This window comes from Streptomyces sp. NBC_00316, from assembly GCF_036158715.1.
In the GTDB taxonomy this organism is placed as follows: Bacteria; Actinomycetota; Actinomycetes; order Streptomycetales; family Streptomycetaceae; genus Streptomyces.
In genome coordinates, this window is record NZ_CP108023.1 from 4,248,530 (window position 1) to 4,263,818 (window position 15,289).

The 15,289-nt window shown below is 71.0% G+C and carries 14 protein-coding genes; 5 read left to right on the forward strand and 9 right to left on the reverse strand.

Going from position 1 to position 15,289, the window contains the following annotated elements:
* Positions 1 to 359 precede the first annotated feature (359 nt).
* On the forward strand, positions 360 to 1,889 hold the full coding sequence (locus OG878_RS18910) for a substrate-binding domain-containing protein (protein WP_328887877.1): 1,530 nt from the start codon (positions 360 to 362) through the stop codon (positions 1,887 to 1,889).
* Positions 1,890 to 1,943: 54 nt separating this feature from the next.
* Here the strand turns inward: OG878_RS18910 and OG878_RS18915 are convergent, their stop codons facing one another.
* Positions 1,944 to 3,227, reverse strand: a complete 1,284-nt coding sequence (locus tag OG878_RS18915) for an adenylosuccinate synthase (RefSeq protein ID WP_328887878.1) — start codon at positions 3,225 to 3,227, stop codon at positions 1,944 to 1,946.
* Between the two features lie 186 nt (positions 3,228 to 3,413).
* Here OG878_RS18915 and OG878_RS18920 point away from each other — a divergent pair, with 186 nt between their 5' ends.
* Both OG878_RS18920 and OG878_RS18925 read left to right on the forward strand, forming a co-directional pair.
* Positions 3,414 to 4,271 carry a diacylglycerol kinase gene (locus OG878_RS18920; RefSeq protein ID WP_328887879.1) on the forward strand — a complete coding sequence of 286 codons (858 nt, stop codon included), beginning with the start codon at positions 3,414 to 3,416 and terminating at the stop codon, positions 4,269 to 4,271.
* A gap of 78 nt (positions 4,272 to 4,349) precedes the next feature.
* Positions 4,350 to 4,622 carry a DUF1876 domain-containing protein gene (locus OG878_RS18925; protein WP_277327513.1) on the forward strand — a complete coding sequence of 91 codons (273 nt, stop codon included), beginning with the start codon at positions 4,350 to 4,352 and terminating at the stop codon, positions 4,620 to 4,622.
* 34 nt (positions 4,623 to 4,656) lie between these two features.
* Here OG878_RS18925 and OG878_RS18930 read toward each other — a convergent pair whose 3' ends face one another.
* Positions 4,657 to 5,199, reverse strand: coding sequence for a GbsR/MarR family transcriptional regulator (locus tag OG878_RS18930; RefSeq protein ID WP_328887880.1), 543 nt, complete (start codon positions 5,197 to 5,199; stop codon positions 4,657 to 4,659).
* A 111-nt stretch (positions 5,200 to 5,310) separates the two neighbouring features.
* Here OG878_RS18930 and OG878_RS18935 point away from each other — a divergent pair, with 111 nt between their 5' ends.
* Both OG878_RS18935 and OG878_RS18940 read left to right on the forward strand, forming a co-directional pair.
* The gene (locus OG878_RS18935; RefSeq protein WP_328887881.1) at positions 5,311 to 6,231 is read left to right on the forward strand and encodes an ABC transporter ATP-binding protein; all 921 of its coding nucleotides are present in this window, start codon (positions 5,311 to 5,313) and stop codon (positions 6,229 to 6,231) included.
* Complete coding sequence (locus tag OG878_RS18940) at positions 6,228 to 7,832, forward strand: ABC transporter permease (RefSeq protein ID WP_328887882.1); 1,605 nt, start codon at positions 6,228 to 6,230, stop codon at positions 7,830 to 7,832. The genes OG878_RS18935 and OG878_RS18940 overlap by 4 nt, the downstream gene beginning before the upstream one ends.
* 249 nt (positions 7,833 to 8,081) lie before the next feature.
* On the opposite strand, the gene OG878_RS18945 is transcribed toward OG878_RS18940, so the two are convergent.
* The 7 genes from OG878_RS18945 to OG878_RS18975 all read right to left on the reverse strand — a co-directional run bounded on the left by OG878_RS18945 (position 8,082) and on the right by OG878_RS18975 (position 15,255).
* Positions 8,082 to 9,308 carry a cytochrome P450 gene (locus OG878_RS18945; RefSeq protein WP_328887883.1) on the reverse strand — a complete coding sequence of 409 codons (1,227 nt, stop codon included), beginning with the start codon at positions 9,306 to 9,308 and terminating at the stop codon, positions 8,082 to 8,084.
* Positions 9,309 to 9,353: 45 nt separating this feature from the next.
* Positions 9,354 to 10,016 (reverse strand): response regulator transcription factor, encoded by a 663-nt coding sequence (locus OG878_RS18950; protein ID WP_328887884.1) that lies wholly within the window; start codon positions 10,014 to 10,016, stop codon positions 9,354 to 9,356.
* Entirely contained in the window at positions 10,013 to 11,344 is a 1,332-nt protein-coding gene (locus OG878_RS18955) for a sensor histidine kinase (RefSeq protein WP_328887885.1), read from the reverse strand. The genes OG878_RS18950 and OG878_RS18955 overlap by 4 nt, the downstream gene beginning before the upstream one ends.
* Before the next feature lie 132 nt (positions 11,345 to 11,476).
* Positions 11,477 to 12,352 (reverse strand): alpha/beta hydrolase family protein, encoded by an 876-nt coding sequence (locus OG878_RS18960; RefSeq protein ID WP_328887886.1) that lies wholly within the window; start codon positions 12,350 to 12,352, stop codon positions 11,477 to 11,479.
* A gap of 289 nt (positions 12,353 to 12,641) precedes the next feature.
* Positions 12,642 to 13,841: a kynureninase gene (gene kynU, locus OG878_RS18965; RefSeq protein ID WP_328887887.1), complete on the reverse strand. Its 1,200-nt coding sequence runs from the start codon at positions 13,839 to 13,841 to the stop codon at positions 12,642 to 12,644.
* Positions 13,834 to 14,682 carry a tryptophan 2,3-dioxygenase family protein gene (locus tag OG878_RS18970; protein WP_328887888.1) on the reverse strand — a complete coding sequence of 283 codons (849 nt, stop codon included), beginning with the start codon at positions 14,680 to 14,682 and terminating at the stop codon, positions 13,834 to 13,836. The genes kynU and OG878_RS18970 overlap by 8 nt, the downstream gene beginning before the upstream one ends.
* 159 nt (positions 14,683 to 14,841) lie before the next feature.
* A complete protein-coding gene (locus OG878_RS18975) occupies positions 14,842 to 15,255 on the reverse strand; it encodes a DUF3151 domain-containing protein (RefSeq protein ID WP_030977723.1) in 414 nt (137 codons plus the stop codon).
* Between the last annotated feature and the right edge of the window lie 34 nt (positions 15,256 to 15,289).

Genomic DNA, 15,289 nt, shown 5'->3' on the forward strand with positions numbered 1-15,289 from the left:
TGGGGGGTGAACCTCACTCAAGCGGCGCTGGTATGTACCTGTCAAGGTCTAGACCAACGCAAGAAACCACTCCCGCCGGGGCGTTCGGGCACACACCCGCAGCACCTCACACCCCCGCACGCGGCTTCAACAGGGGGAATTCCGGAGGGAAAGCATCCGGATCATCGCTCAATTCTCTTGATCTACCCGGGATTTGCTTCGTACTCCGTCCAGCATGCGAAACAGGGCCCGGACCGGCCCCCGCCCCCTCGCCCGGCGAACAGCGGGCGAACGTCAGCCGAAGGGACCCACCTGTCACCCCCGAATCCCCTCCTGCGTACATACGGTGAACCGAACTGCAGACCGAGGGCGAGGAAGCCGTGGAGTGGTTCAGCGCCGAGAACATCGTGGCCGTGTTCACCGCCGTGCTGGGTGTCCTGGCCTCCGCAGGGGTGCTCTGGTACGAACGCCGCGTACCCCGCCGCAAGCGCATCGGCTACCGGGTCCAGATGGACACCCCGATCGGCAGCGACGTCAGCCAGGGCCGCGCCAATGTGCGGCTCGGGCTCTTCAGCGAGACACCGGGCATGGCCGATGCCACGCTCGTCCTGCTGCGTATCGAGAACGACGGCTCCCAGTCCATCGCCGACAACGACTACACCGGACGTGAACTGCACGGGCTGACCGTCGAGTTCACCGGCCGCACCGTCCGCGGCATCGCGGTCACCCAGTCGCCCGGCGCCGACCACCTGATGGAGCACTTCACCCCGGCGGGCGGGATGCGCCACAGCGGCCCCCTCATCCGGCTGCCGCGCGTCCCCCTCAACCGCCATGAGCACTTCAAGCTGCTCGTGCTGCTCACCGGCGCGAACGTGGGCGGCCCCATCCGGATCACCGGCGGCATCCGGGACGGCGAGGTGACGCCGAACAGCGCCGCCCGCCCCGACGAGAAGCCGCCGCTGTTCGGCCGCGCCGCCCGCCTCATCACCGTGGCACTGACCGTCTGCGTCGTCACCCTCGCCTCGATCATCCTGGTCCGCGACGGGACCCCGCCCCCGATGGGCTGTGCCCGGGGCGCCCTGACGGTGACCGGCTCCACCGCGTTCGAACCGGTCGTGCGGGAGCTGGCGGAGAAGTACCAGAAGGAGTGCGAGGGCTCCACCGTCACCGTGGACGCGCACGGCAGCAACGCCGGGATACGGGAACTCGCCGACCGGGGCGCCGCGTCCGGGACGTCCGGCTCCCCCGCACTGATCGCCCTCTCCGACGGTCCCAAACCGGACGGCTACCCGCAGCTGCGGGAGAACCGGGTCGCGGTCTCGCTCTTCCACCTCGTCGTCAACGACCGGGTGCCCGTCAAGAACCTCTCCCTGGCCACCGTCCGGAAGATCTACCGGGGCGACATCCGCAACTGGAAGACGCTCGGCGGACCCGACCTGCCCGTGCTCCTGGTCAGCCGCGACGCCAACTCCGGTACCCGAGAGGTATTCCAGCGACGCGTCCTCGGCCACAACGAACCCGCCCAGTCCTCCCGCGACTGCGCCACCAAGGACGACCCCGAGGCCCGGGTCGTGCGCTGCGAACTCGACTCCACCGACCAGGTCCTGGCCACCGTCGGCCGGCTCCCCGGCGCGATCGGCTACAGCGAACTGCGCGCCGGGACCGCGCTGAAGGGGGCGCACCAGCTCGCCATCGACTCCACCGTTCCGTCCGTCGACACGATCGGCTCCAGCAGCTACCCGTACCGGGAGATCGAGTACGCCTACACCTACGGCCAGCCGCCCGCCGACTCGCTGGCCTCCAGCTTCCTGGGCTACCTGAGCCGCGGCAACGGCCAGGACGTCATCCGCACGCACGGACATCTGCCGTGCGCGACGCCGAAGGGGCTGCGGATCTGCGGGGAGGAGTGAACGCGCGGAGGGGGCCGGGGCTGCGCAGCCCCGGCCCCCTCCGCTTGTCCCGCCCTACAGGAAGGAGTTGATCTCGATGGTCTCGGTGCGGCCGGGGCCGACACCGATCGCGGAGATCGGGGCGCCGGACATCTCCTCCAGGGCCTTCACGTACGCCTGCGCGTTCTTCGGCAGATCGCTGAACGTCTTGGCCTTCGTGATGTCCTCGGACCATCCCGGCAGCATCTCGTAGATCGGCTTCGCGTGATGGAAGTCGGTCTGGCTGTACGGGAGTTCCTCGACCCGCTTGCCGTCGATCTCGTACGCGACACACACCGGGATCTGCTCCCAGCCGGTCAGCACGTCCAGCTTGGTGAGGAAGAAGTCGGTGAGACCGTTGACCCGGGTCGCATACCGCGCGATCACCGCGTCGAACCAGCCGCAGCGACGGTCACGGCCGGTGGTGACACCGCGCTCGCCACCGATCCGGCGCAGCGCCTCGCCGTCCTCGTCGAGCAGCTCCGTCGGGAACGGGCCGGCGCCGACACGCGTGGTGTACGCCTTGAGGATGCCGATCACCCGGCTGATCTTCGTCGGGCCCACGCCGGCACCGGTGCAGGCGCCGCCCGCGGTCGGGTTCGACGAGGTGACGAAGGGGTACGTGCCGTGGTCGACGTCGAGCAGCGTGCCCTGTCCGCCCTCGAAGAGGACGACCTTGCCCGCGTCGATGGCGTCGTTCAGGAGCAGCGTCGTGTCCGCGACGTACGGCTTGATCTGATCGGCGTACTGGAGCATCTCCTCGACGATCTTGCCGGCCTCGATGGCGCGCCGGTTGAAGACCTTGGCGAGGAGCTGGTTCTTCTGCTCCAGGGCCGCTTCGACCTTCTGCTCCAGGATCGACTCGTCGTAGAGGTCCTGGACACGGATGCCGACCCGGTTGATCTTGTCGGCGTACGTCGGGCCGATACCGCGGCCGGTCGTGCCGATCTTGCGCTTCCCGAGGAACCGCTCCGTCACCTTGTCGATCGTGACGTTGTACGGAGTGATCAAATGGGCATTACCGCTGATCAGCAGCTTGGACGTGTCCACGCCGCGATCGTTCAGCCCACTCAGCTCGGAGAGCAGGACCGCCGGGTCGATGACGACACCGTTACCGATGACCGGGGTACACCCCGGTGAAAGGATTCCGGAGGGGAGGAGATGAAGTGCGTACTTCTGGTCGCCGACGACCACCGTGTGGCCGGCATTGTTGCCGCCCTGGTAACGCACCACATAGTCCACGGATCCACCGAGGAGGTCGGTGGCCTTTCCCTTGCCCTCGTCACCCCACTGAGCACCGAGCAGCACAAGTGCGGGCACAGGCGTACACCCCTTCCGGGCGGGGCATGTCCAAGGTCAGGGGGCGTACGAACGCGTCGTACACGCCGTACGACGATGTACGACGAAGCCTGAACCGTCGAACCGGGTGCCCCGGAATAGACGAAGCCCCTGGCGCAATAGCGCAAGGGGCTCTTGCACCAAGATGCTACCCGAGGAAGGACCGAGGTGTCGGCTGCCCAGCCCCCCGGCAACGGTGCGCACCAACTGCTGGTGGTGATCGACCCGGTCGCCCGCCGGACCGACGGCGAGTCCGTCCGGATCGCGAAGGACGTGCTGAGCGCCGGTTCGCACGCCAAGATCTGCCTCCCGGACGGGCCGGAGGAGTTCGCCCGGGCCCTGTCCCGACGGGGTGGTCGGCGGCCGGTGGTCATCGGTGACGACCGGGCGCTGCTGCGCGCCGTAACGCTGCTGCACCGGGAGCGGGAGCTGTCCGGCGTGGCGCTGGCGCTGGTCCCGGTGGGCACGGCGGCGGCGCTGGAACTCGCGCATTCGCTCGGCGTGCCCATGGGTGCGGTGGCCGCGGCACGCGCCGCGCTGGACGGGGTCGTACGCCGGCTCGATCTGCTGGTCGACGACAGCGACGGTGTCGTCCTGGGGGCCCTGCGCATCCCCGCACTGCCCACGGTGCCGGGTGCCGCGGCCGCGCACACAGGTGTCACGGCGGTCTGGGACACCTGTCGCTCGCTGGTCCGCACGCTGGTCCGCCCCGCGCCGCCCGCCCCGTCCACCGCGCTGCGCGCCCATCGGTTGCGGGTCGAGGCGGACGGCGTGATGCTGAACGATCTGGACAGCCCCGTCGAATCGGTGACGGTGACCTCGCAGGGCGGCGACGGCGGCCTCGCGGACGTGGTCGTCCGGACCGCGACGGGCGATCCGGTGACGGCGGAGGCGAAGGCGGTCACGGTGTCCGGCGCGGACTTCCGCTACCGGGCGGACACCGAGGTCGGCGGACCGGTCCGGACGAGGACGTGGACGGTGCGGGCGGGGGCATGGGGACTGGTCCTGCCGGTGGCCGCCGGGTAGCCGGGACACCGGCCCCGCACACCGAGCGCCGGCGCGGGAACGGGCGCACCCTGGGAGAAGGTCCTGGAGGTGAATCCCATGATGAAGACCGCAGTCGGATGGCACATCGAGCTGGAATTCGAGGAAGACAACCACCGCACCCGCGCCGCCGCCCTCGTACGGCTTCCCGACGGGAACGAGGTCCGTGCGCACGGATACGCCAGCCGTCACCCCTCCGACTCCCAGCAGCCGAGGGTCGGCGAGGAGATCGCAGGAGCCAGAGCGCTCAACGAACTCGCGATGAGCCTGCTGACCAAGGCGCACGACGAGATCGACGACGCGTCGGGCCGGACTTCGCATCCGCTGTCCTGAGTCGGCGCGGGGCGCCGGTCCCGGTGCCCCGGGTCTATCCAGCCGTTCCGTTCGGGAGGTCGAACTTCTTGCGGTAGTCACGCCAGCGCTCCACCATGCCGACCAGTTCCGACTGCAGGAACTCGAAGAACTCCGCGGTCTCCGTCAGGCGCGCACCGGCAGGCGTGTCCGGGCCGAGGGTGCGTGCGCCCTCCCTGAGCGTGTGTTCCCAGCGGGTCAGCACGCGGTCGCGGCCGGCGAACGTGGCGTACCAGATCTCGTTGTGCAGGCGGTAGCGGTCGCGGCGTGAGCCGGGGTCGCGCTCGCGGCCGACCATGCTCACCTGCGTGAGGTAGTTGATCGCCCCGGACACCGCGGCCGGGCTGATCTGCAGCTGCTCGCCGAGCTCCGCCGATGTCATGGAGGCGTCGTCGTCCGCGAGCAGCGCCGCGAAGACACGGGATGCCATCCGCTGCATGCCCGCCTCGGTCATGTCGGCTGCGAAGCGCTCCACGAAGCGCGACACGGCCTCCTCGTCACGCCCCTGCTCGCGCCCGGGTTCGCCCCCACGCCCGTCTGCGCCGGCTCCGCTGCTCATCGCCCCATCCTCTCCCCTGATCTCCCGGAGGGTTCTCCGGATCCGGCCACAGCCCAACTTTATACGGTTCCTTAACTTCACAACTTTGTGAAAATAGCGTACGTTCAAATCATGACGAAGGCAATCACCGTGGCCGGACTGCACAAGTCGTTCGGGCGGACACACGCACTGGACGGCCTCGACCTCGAGGTCGAGACCGGTGAGGTTCACGGCTTCCTCGGCCCCAACGGCTCCGGGAAGTCGACCACCATCCGGGTCCTGCTGGGCCTGCTGCGGGCCGACTCGGGCGCCGCCCAGCTGCTCGGCCGGGATCCATGGAAGGACGCGGTCGAGCTGCACCGGCGGGTGGCGTACGTCCCCGGTGACGTCACCCTGTGGCGCAATCTCTCCGGCGGCGAGGTGATCGACCTGTACGGGAGGCTGCGCGGCGGCCTCGACAAGCAGCGGCGCGCCGACCTCATCGAGCGGTTCGAGCTGGACCCCACCAAGAAGGGGCGGACGTACTCCAAGGGCAACCGCCAGAAGGTCGCCCTGGTTGCCGCGCTCGCATCCGACGTCGACCTGCTGATCCTGGACGAGCCGACCTCCGGGCTCGACCCGCTGATGGAGGAGGTCTTCACGGAGCATGTGCGGGAGGCCGCCCGCGAACGCGGCCAGACCGTACTGCTCTCCTCGCACATCCTGAGCGAGGTCGAGACACTCTGCGACCGCGTCAGCATCATCCGTAAGGGCGTCACGGTCGAGACCGGGTCCCTCGCGGACCTGCGCCACCTGACCCGTACGAGCGTCACCGCCGAACTGGCCGCCGCGCCGAACGGGCTCGCCCAGTTGCCCGGCGTCCATGACCTCGACGTCCAGGGCAGGCGGGTACGGCTCCAGGTGGACACCGACAAGCTCGACGCCGTGCTGCGTTCGCTCACCACCTCGGGAGTACGGTCGCTGACCAGCACCCCGCCCACCCTGGAGGAGCTGTTCCTCCGGCACTACCAGGACGATGCGGCCACGGTCCCGGAAGAGGCGATGTCGCGATGACTGCAGGAATCGCGGTACGCGGCGGCGGCTCCGGCCAACTCACGGGGATCAACCCGCTGTTCAGGCTCGCTCTGCGCCGGGACCGCATCATGCTTCCGGTGTGGGTCCTCGTGCTCACCCTGATGGTCGTCAGCGGCGGCTCGTCGATCGAGCAGCTCTACGACACTCCGGCCGCCCGCGCCGAGGCCGCCACGTCCATGAGCGCGAACAGCTCCTTGCGCTCCATGTACGGACCGGTCTTCGGTGACTCGATCGGAGGTCTGGTGGCCTGGCGGTTCGGCGTCTTCGCCGCCACACTGGCCGCCGTGATGAGCCTGATCATCGTCATCCGGCACACCCGCGAGGAGGAGGAGACAGGGCGTCAGGAACTGCTCTCCTCGGCAGTGGTGGGGCGGCGCGCCCCGCTGACATCGGCGCTGTTGACCGCCCTGGCCGCCAATGCGCTGGTCACGCTGTTCATCACGGGCGGCCTCGCCGCACAGGGCGGAACAGGAGCGCTGGCGCTCGGGCTCGCCGTCGGCGCGACCGGAATGCTCTTCGCCACCATGGCGGCGATCGTCGCGCAGCTCACCGAGAGCGCGCGGCTCGCCAAGGGGATGACGGGCGGCGTGCTCGGCCTCGCCTTCCTGCTGCGGGCGGCCGGAGACTCCGGTGCGAACGACGGGTCGTCCCTCCTGACCTGGCTGTCACCGATCGGCTGGGCCGAGAACATGCGGCCGTACGCCGGCGAGCGCTGGTGGGTGCTGCTGCTCTTCGTGGCGGCCATTGCGGCTCAGGCCGCGGCCGCGTACACACTGGCCGGGCGTCGCGACATCGGCATGGGCTTCCTCCCGGCCCGTCCGGGCCCGGCCGAGGGCCGACTCGCCACCGCAGGTGGCCTGGCCTGGCGGCTGCAGCGCGGCACACTCCTCGGCTGGACCGTGGGCTACGCCGTCGCGGGCGTCGTCTTCGGCGGCATGGCCCAGGGTGCGGCCGACCTGGTGGGTGACAACGAGCAGGCCAAGGAGATCTTCGCGCGTATGGGCGGACAGGAGGGCATGACGCAGGCCTTCCTGGCCGCGATGGTCGGGATGCTGGGGATGATGGCCGCGTTGTATGCGGTGGCAGCGATCCTCCGCATGCACGGCGAGGAAACCTCGCAGCGCGCCGAACCGCTGCTCGCGAACAGCCTGGGGCGGTTGCGGTGGGCAGCCGGGCACCTGGTGATCGCGTTCGGCGGCGCGGTCGCGATCATGCTGGTCGGCGGGCTCGGTCTGGCCGTCGGATACGGCGACGAGTTCGGTGCGGTGCTCGGGGCGTCGCTGGTCCAGGTGCCCGCGATCTGGCTCCTCGGCGGTCTGGCGGTCCTGCTGTACGGAGCGCTTCCCAAAGCGGCTCCGGCGGCATGGGGTGTGGTGGGGGCGTGCCTGCTGATCGGGTGGATCGGCCCGGCGCTCGACCTGCCCCAGTCGGTGATGGATCTGTCGCCCTTCGGACATCTGCCGAAGCTGCCGGGCACCGAGATGCAGTGGACTCCGGTGCTGCTGCTCACCGCGATGGCGGTGGCGCTGACGGGCGCGGGACTGGCGGCGCTGCGGCGACGCGACCTCGTGACCTCGTGACCTGAGCAACGGTCCGGCGGGACCCGATCCGGCTGAACCGCATGCACGGCCGGAGTCCATGCGGCCCGCCCCGGAGGGACAGAACTCTTCCGGGGGCGGGCCGCTGCCTTCTGGAGGAAAGCGGGGCCGGGCCCCTCTCCTGTGCCGTGGCCCGGCTCGCAGCGCTCACCGCCTCCGGTCCCGCCTTCGACGTCCTGGAGAGACCGCGCCTCGCGTGCGGCCCGCCGAGCAGCGCTCGGCGGCTTCCTGTCACAACTCCACGCGAAGCTCCCGCAGGCCCCTGATCACATACCCCGGGTTCCACTCCGGTTCGGCCACCAGCCGCATCCCGGGGGCTCGCCTCAGCAACTCGCCGAACGAAGCCGCGAGTTCGATCCGTGCCAGGGGTGCGCCCAGGCAGTAGTGGATACCCGCGCCGAACGTGATGTGCGGGTTGTCCGGCCGCGCCAGATCCAGGGTGTCCGGTTCCGCGAACCGCTCCGGGTCCCGGTTCGCCGACCCGAAGAGCAGCGCCACCTCCGAACCCCGCGGAATCACCGTGCCGTCGATCTCGATGTCGTCGAGGACCCAGCGCTCGAACATCTGCAGCGGAGTGTCGTACCGCAGCAGCTCCTCCACCGCCGTGGGCAGCAGCCCGTGGTCGGCCCGGAGTGCCGCCAGCTGCTCGGGGTGGCGCAGCAGCGTCCACCAGCCGTTGACAGTGGTGTTGACCGTCGCCTCGTGGCCCGCGTTCAGCAGCAGCACACAGGTGGAGACCATCTCCTGCTCGCTCAGCCGCTCCCCCTCGTCGTGCGCGGCGATGAGAGCGGAGATCAGATCCGTCCCGGGGTTCTTGCGGCGCTCCGCGATCAGCTCCCGCAGATACGCGGAGAAGTCCGCGCTGGCGCGGACGGCGGCACGCGCGGTCTCCTCGGACGGGTTCAGTTCGAACATGCCGCAGATCGCCGCCGACCACGGCCGCAGCGGGCCGCGGTCGGACGCGGGGATGCCGAGCATCTCGGCGATGACGGCGACGGGCAGCGGTTCGGCGACCGCGGTGAGCAGATCGCCGCCGCCCGCCTCGACGAAGCGGTCGACCAGTTCGGCGGCCAGCCGCCGTACGGTCGGGACGAGCTGCTCGACCGTACGCGGGGTGAACGCCTTGGAGACCAGACGCCGGATCCGGGTGTGGTCGGGGGCCTCCAGATCGAGGAGCCCCTGCCCGTTGAGCGTGGTGAAGGGTTCGTACGCGGCCGGCGGGGGCGTGCGGCCGAACTCCTCGTGGGTGAAGCGGTGCAGATACGTGCGCCCCAGACGCCGGTCCCGTAGCAGCGCGGACACATCGGCGTGGTGCGGGACGAGCCACTGGCCGGTCGGCTCGAACCGGTGCACGCGGCCGGCGGCCCGCAGCGCGGCGTAGGCGGGGTACGGGTCGGCGACGAACGCCGGCGACCAGGGATCGAACGAAGCGGCGGCGGACTGCGAGGACGGGTGCATGAACCGACGCTAACCGGACCGGCGGGTCCTGGTCACGGCCGCGCCTCAGCCGGGCGTGACCAGCCGCGCCTCGTACGCGAACACCGCCGCCTGGGTGCGGTCCCGCAGCCCCAGCTTCACCAGGATGCGGCTCACATGCGTCTTGATGGTGGATTCGGCGACCACCAGATGCGAGGCGATCTCCGCGTTGGACAGGCCCTGCGCGATGAGCACGAGCACCTCCGTCTCGCGCTCCGTCAGATCGCCGATCCGGGCGAGCGCGGGCGGCCGCGGGGCCCCGGCGAGCCGGGAGAACTCGGTGATCAGCCGCTTGGTGACCGTGGGTGCCAGCAACGCCTCCCCGGACGCCACGACCCGTACCCCGTCGGCGAGCTGGCGGGCAGAGGCGTCCTTCAGCAGGAATCCGGACGCCCCGGCGCGCAGCGCCTGGTACACGTACTCGTCGAGGTCGAACGTGGTCAGCACGAGCACCTTGGCGGCCGCGTCGGCGGCGACGATCTCGCGGGTCGCCTCGATGCCGTTGAGCTCCGGCATCCGGATGTCCATCAGCACCACGTCGGGCCGCAGGGCGGCGGCCTGGGCGATGGCCTGCCGGCCGTCGACGGCCTCGCCGACGACCTCGATGCCCGGCATCGCCCCCAGGAGCACCGAGAAACCCTCGCGGACCATCATCTGGTCGTCGACGATCAGGACCCGGATGTCGTTCATGAGGTCTCGCTCTGCGTCGGTTCCTGCATCGGTTCCTGCGCCAGCGGGACGGGGATGAACACGGCGACCTCGTACCCGCCGTCCGCGGCCGTCTCGGCGGTCATCTCGCCGTTCAGCATGGCGACCCGCTCCCGCATCCCCGTTATGCCGTGCCCGGCGCCCGGCGAGGGCTTCACCGGGCCGGTCGGCGGCCCGTTGACGACCCGCAGCCCGAGCCCGCCCAGCACATAGCCGATCTCGACCTTGGCGGTGGAGCCGGGCGCGTGCCGCAGGGTGTTGCTGAGGGCTTCCTGAATGATCCGGTACGCCGACAGCTCGACGCCCTGCGGCAGTTCGCGCACCGCGCCGGTGACGGTCTTCTCGGCCACCAGGCCCGCGTCCGCCACATTGGCGAGCAGCCTGTCGAGCTCGGCGAGGGTGGGCTGCGGGGCGTCCGGGGCCTGGTAGTCCTCCGCCCGTACGACGCCGAGGACGCGGCGCAGCTCGGTGAGGGCGGCGACGGCGTTCTCCCGGATGGTGACGAAGGCCTGCTCCAGCTCGGGCGGCGGGTTCTCCACCCGGTACGGGGCGGCCTCGGCCTGGATCGCGACGACGGACATGTGGTGGGCGACCACGTCGTGCAGCTCACGGGCGATGGTGGTGCGCTCCTCCAGCAGCGTGCGCCGGTCGCGTTCCACAGCGGTGACGGTGCGCTGCACGGTCACCTCACGCTCGGCCTCCCGGCGGGTCTGCACCACGGTGACCACGAGCAGCGCGAACGCGGAGGTCACGGCCATGGGTCCGGTGGTCGACGAGTAGTGCCAGCCGAAGTTCTCCAGGAAGGTGCCGAGCACCACGGTCAGGACCCACATCCAGGCGGCGGTACGCGGCCGGGTCCGGGCCGCGACCACGACGAGCACCACCAGGTGCGAGAGGAACATGCTCGGCACCCACGGCCATTCGCCGCCGGAGATCACGGCCGTCACCGGAGTGAGTGCCATCGACATCCAGAAAGCGCCGACCGGCCGGAACAGCGTCATCGCGACGGTCAGCGCCGGGAGTAGCCCGGTCACGACGATCTCGATCCCGGACACGGGCCCCACGCCGTCCGCCGCACCGATGCCTATCAGGGCCGTGATCAGCGCGGCCAGCCCGACCAGCGCGTGCGGCGTCCGGGCCGCCCGCGCGCGCATCCGCTCGGACAGCCGCCGGGTCAGCGCCCCGTCGGTCCGCATGGGCGGCAGCGGACGGTAGGCGAACGCGTCGTGGAAGAGGTCCTGCCGCAGGCCGCCCAGCGCCCCTGCGGCCAGCCGGAACTCGGGGCTTCTGGTCTTGGTGGTCTCGGTCACGCTCCCACGGTAGGCGGCCCCGCGCACGACGTCGTCAGCAGTGATGCGGATCCTGCGGCATCCGTCGCAGGGACTACCGGAACCGGGAGATAGCCGACAAATACGAACACCGGCCGCTCCCGGAACCCCCGGTCACCACGCCAACTGGGCAATCTCCTCCGCCACCACCGCACACGCGTCCGCCGCCGGATCGATCAGCGGAAAGTGCCCGACGTCCTCCAGCAGCGTGAGCCCCACCGTCTCCCCCGCCTTCGCCGCCGCGTCCACGAACGCCTCCGCGACCGCCTGCGGCACGGTGAGATCGGTACGCCCCTGCACGATCGCGGTGGCGATACCGGTCGGCAGCAGCGCGGCCGGATCCGCGTACGGACGCCGTGCATCGAAGTCCTCGTCGGAACCGAGGAGTTGGCCCACCGCACCGGAGCAGACATCCAGCTCCACCGCCGTGCCGAAGTCGGCGATCGGCGCCAGCGCGACCACCCCGCGCAACGGCGGCGCCGCGGCCAGCCGCCACGGTGACCCTTCCGGCAGTACATGCCGGGCCGCGGCCCACAGCGCCAGCTGCCCGCCCGCGGAGTGCCCGGTGACGACGATCCGCCGCGCATCCGCCTGCGGGAGCACGGCGGCCAGCAGTCCGGGCAGCGCGTCCATCGCCGCGGCGACGTCGTCGAACGTCTCCGGCCAGCGGCCCGCGACCGGACCGGAACCCCGCTGCTGCGGAATCTCGCTGCCGCGCCGGTACTCGACGTTGGCGACGGCGAACCCGCGCCGGGCCAGGAAGTCGGCGAACGGCGTCACATGGAGCCGGTCGTACGGCGCCCGCCACGCCCCGCCGTGCAGCACGACCACGACGGGCGCTCCGGCCCGCCCGTCCCGCGGGGCGTAGAAGTCGATCACCTGGTCGGGGTGGTCGCCGTAGGCGGCGGTGGCGTCGGGGGCGACGGCCGGATGCGAGAACGCCGATTCGGTCTCGACTGCGTCCCGATCACGCGCGGCGGAATCCGACATGCTGCTCCAACCATCCGACTGAGGCACCCAACTGGCCCGACCAGCGGGGACGGTACCAGCCCGGCACGCGCCGTCCCCACGGGGATTCCCGTGGGGACGGAACGGCACCCGGACGGCCGGGCCGCTGGGGCCTCCTAGTGCTGTGACCGGAAAGGTTCACCGGCTCGCGCCGCCCGGCACAGCACCTCGCCGCGTTGTCGCATCACCCGAGTGCATCGCAAGGCGGGCGATGCTCCGCCTTGCGATGCACCGCACCGGACGCCGCGAGCAAACCCTTCCGGTCACAGCGCTAGCTGCCCAGCACCTCGCCCAGCACCCGCGCGGCCCGCTCCACATCCGCGAACCCCACGTACAACGGCGTGAAACCGAACCGCAGCACATCCGGCCGACGCAGGTCCCCGACGACGCCGCGCTCGATGAGCGCACGCATGGCCGGCTCGGCGACCGCCGCGTCCACGCACCGCAGCGACACCTGGCTCCCCCGCTCCGCATGCGCCGACGGCGTGACCGGAACGACCACGCCCTCCGGCACGTACGCCTCCACGCACTCCAGGAAGAAGTCCGTCAGGGCCAGCGACTTGGCCCGTACCGCCTCGACCGACACCCCGTCCCACACGTCCAGCGACGCCTCCAGCGCCAGCATGGACAGGATGTCGGGGGTACCGACCCGGCCCCGTACGGAACCGTCCGCGGGCGCGTACCCGGGATCCATCGCGAACGGGTCGGCGTGCGACGTCCACCCGGGCAGCGGCGAGTCGAAGGCGCCCTGATGCCGCTGGGCGACGTACAGGTACGCGGGCGAACCGGGCCCGCCGTTCAGGTACTTGTACGTACAGCCGACCGCCAGGTCCACCCCGTGCGCGTCCAGGCCCACCGGCAGCGCGCCCGCGCTGTGGCACAGGTCCCAGACGGCGAGGCCGCCCGCCGCGTGCACGGTGGCGGTGAGGCCGGGCAGGTCGTGCAGCCGGCCGGTCCGGAAGTCGACGTGGTTGAGCAGGACCACGGCGGTACGGGGACCGACCGCGTCCCGCACATCCGCGGGCGCGACGGGGACGAGCCGGTGCCCGGTCATCCGGGCGGCGGACTCGGCGATGTACCCGTCCGTGGGAAACGTCGTCGCGTCGACGAGGATCTCGTCGCGCCCCTCCGGCGCCAGCCGGCTCGCGGCGACGACGGCCTTGAAGACGTTCACGCTGGTGGAGTCGCCGACGACGATCTGCCCGGCGGCGGCTCCGACGAGCGGTGCTATCCGGTCGCCGATCCGCTCGGGCGCGGTCCACCAGCCGCTCTCGTCCCAGGACCGGATCCGCAGCTCGCCCCACTCGCGGGTGAGGACCTCCTGCATCCGGGCGGGTACGTGCCGCGGCAGCGCACCCAGCGAGTTGCCGTCGAGGTACACACCCTCGTCGAGGGTGAACAGCTTGCGCAGATCGGCGAGTTCGTCTGCGTCGTCGAGTGCCGCGGCCCGCGCGGCGAAGGTGTCAGACATGGCTGCGCGCCGTCCACAGTTCGGGGAACACGTTCTTCGTGGCCCGCTTCTCCAGCCACGCGACCCCGGCGGAGCCGCCGGTGCCGGTCTTCGAGCCCATCGCGCGCCGGGTGGCGACGAGGTGGTCGTTGCGCCAGCGCCACACCAGTTCGCCGACGTCGGTGAGCGCTTCGCCGAGCCGGACGAGGTCGTCGTACCGCTCGGGGTCGGCGTAGATCTCCGCCCAGACGGCCTCGACCTCGGGGGACGGCTCGTACTTCTGCGTCAGGTCCCGGCCGAGCACGGACTGCGGTACGGCGTGGCCACGGCTCGCGAGCAGGGCGAGCACCTCGTCGTACAGGCTCGGCTCGGCGAGCGCCTTCTCCAGTTCGGCGTACACGCGGGGCGCGCCCCGGTGCGGCACGAGCATCGACGCGGACTTGTCGCCGAGCAGGAACTCCATACGCCGGTACATCGCCGACTGGAAGCCGGAGCCCTCGCCGAGTGCGCCACGGTAGGAGTTGAACTGGGCGGGGGTGAGCTGGGCGAGCGGCGTCCAGGACGCGTTGAGCGCCTCCAGTTCCCGTACCGACCGCTTCAGCGCGTCACGCGCGACCGTCAGCCGGTCCTGGCGCAGGGCATGCGCGGCGGTCTCCCACTCATGGACGATGACCGTGAACCACAGCTCCATGACCTGGGTGGTGACCAGGAAGACCATCTCGCCCGGGTCGTCGGAGCGAAGGTGCTGGAGGTGGGTCAGGACATCCGCCTGGACATAGTCCTCGTACGGAGTCGTTCCCGCGAAGTCCAGGTGCGGGGTGTCCGCACCGGTGGCTTCGGGGTCGGGGTGGATCGTCGACATTTCTGTCTCCTCGACACGAGCTTCCGGGTAGCGGTCCGCCCCTTCCATGAGGTGATGGGCTCCGGTCCCCTGCCCGCATCCTAAGCGGACGCCGGGCAAACGCGCAGGCCCCGCGGACGGCGGTACGTCTGCGGGGCCCGGAGCATGATTCCGGAGGCCTCAGCCCAGGATCTCGGCGGCGGTCGGCGACGAGTCGCGGAGGAACGTCGAGCAGCGCTCGTACTCCTCCTGCTCACCGATCGACTGCGCGGCGCGCGCAAGGGCGTGCAGGGCGCGCAGGAAACCGCGGTTCGGCTCGTGCTCGAACGGTACGGGCCCGTGGCCCTTCCAGCCGGCCCTGCGCAGCGCATCGAGGCCGCGGTGGTAGCCGGTGCGGGCGTAGGCGTACGACTCGATGACTCGGCCGCCCTCGAACGCCTCGTCGGCGAGCTGCGCCCAGGCCAGCGAAGAGGTCGGGTACTTCGCGGCGACATCGGCGGGGGCCGTGCCGTTCGCGAGGAGCTCGCGCGGCTCGGGGTCGTCGGGCAGGTGGGTCGGGGGAGGCCCCCCGAGCAGGTTCTCGTGGATGGACATGGGTTCAAGTGTGCCTGGCACATGCGCGCCGGGG

Coding starts and splice junctions, on each gene's coding strand:
- OG878_RS18925 (WP_277327513.1), top strand. CDS start 4,350: ATGATGAAGACCGCAGTCGGATGGCACATCGAGCTGGAATTCGAGGAA.
- OG878_RS18930 (WP_328887880.1), bottom strand. CDS start 5,199: ATGAGCAGCGGAGCCGGCGCAGACGGGCGTGGGGGCGAACCCGGGCGC.
- OG878_RS18935 (WP_328887881.1), top strand. CDS start 5,311: ATGACGAAGGCAATCACCGTGGCCGGACTGCACAAGTCGTTCGGGCGG.
- OG878_RS18940 (WP_328887882.1), top strand. CDS start 6,228: ATGACTGCAGGAATCGCGGTACGCGGCGGCGGCTCCGGCCAACTCACG.
- OG878_RS18945 (WP_328887883.1), bottom strand. CDS start 9,308: ATGCACCCGTCCTCGCAGTCCGCCGCCGCTTCGTTCGATCCCTGGTCG.
- OG878_RS18950 (WP_328887884.1), bottom strand. CDS start 10,016: ATGAACGACATCCGGGTCCTGATCGTCGACGACCAGATGATGGTCCGC.
- OG878_RS18960 (WP_328887886.1), bottom strand. CDS start 12,352: ATGTCGGATTCCGCCGCGCGTGATCGGGACGCAGTCGAGACCGAATCG.
- kynU (WP_328887887.1), bottom strand. CDS start 13,841: ATGTCTGACACCTTCGCCGCGCGGGCCGCGGCACTCGACGACGCAGAC.
- OG878_RS18970 (WP_328887888.1), bottom strand. CDS start 14,682: ATGTCGACGATCCACCCCGACCCCGAAGCCACCGGTGCGGACACCCCG.
- OG878_RS18975 (WP_030977723.1), bottom strand. CDS start 15,255: ATGTCCATCCACGAGAACCTGCTCGGGGGGCCTCCCCCGACCCACCTG.